This is a genomic window from Streptococcus mitis (assembly GCF_003944325.1).
Classification (GTDB): domain Bacteria; phylum Bacillota; class Bacilli; order Lactobacillales; family Streptococcaceae; genus Streptococcus; species Streptococcus mitis_CW.
The window spans coordinates 1-721 of the sequence record NZ_RJPX01000103.1; the positions used below are offsets into that span (position 1 = coordinate 1).

At 44.8% G+C, this 721-nt stretch carries 1 protein-coding gene; it reads right to left on the minus strand.

Annotated elements, in window-relative coordinates; translation table 11 throughout:
- On the minus strand, positions 1-206 hold a 206-nt coding region (locus D8787_RS11295), incomplete at its 3' end, for a maturase (RefSeq protein ID WP_185776814.1).
- Positions 207-721 lie beyond the last annotated feature (515 nt).

The following is a 721-nucleotide window of genomic DNA, read 5'->3' on the forward strand; positions in this document are numbered from 1 at the left end:
GGAATCTCAACTCTGAGAACTGGTTGAGGCTTATATTTTCTCTGTTTCATCAGTTCCTTAGTCAGGCGCCAGTTTTGTCTGAGATAATTATCCATCTCTTCGATAGTAATTCCATCAATCCCAGCTGAGCCCTTATTGGATTTTACTTGATTGTAGGCTTCCAGCATATTTTCGCGTGATAATATCTTATCTAGCAATTTTGACATGTGCGTATTCCTTTCTTGTTTTGGTGCCTGAGGGACATCTTATATTGGTGAACCTTCATCTAGTCAATACGTGACAGACTCCAGTTCTATCAGACCGTTCGTTTTACAGACACAAGTGAAGTAGGATTACTTCAATTAGTTGTTCACCCCTTCGCTCCACTTCCATTACAGAAGTTTCCTCACTACTATGGGCTCGGCTGACTTCTCATGATTCGTTGTTACTACGCTTTCAGCGCTCATGAGACCTCACGGGATAAGTCGTACATCTTTCCTCGTTTACTCTCGTGATTTACGCATATAGGTTACGACTACCTTTTTGGACTTTAGAGTTTTAGGCCCCCTTATCCGCTATATACGCCTTACTATCACGTTCCTGTTCGTAGAGCCACGATTTCGCTATCCCTTCCTCTCCCCGCTACCTCACGATAGTCAGGCTTGGGAATCGCTATTGGGTTCACCGGTAGCGGGTGCCCACGGAGGACTTACACCTCAGATGTACGACATGCCCGTCGTAC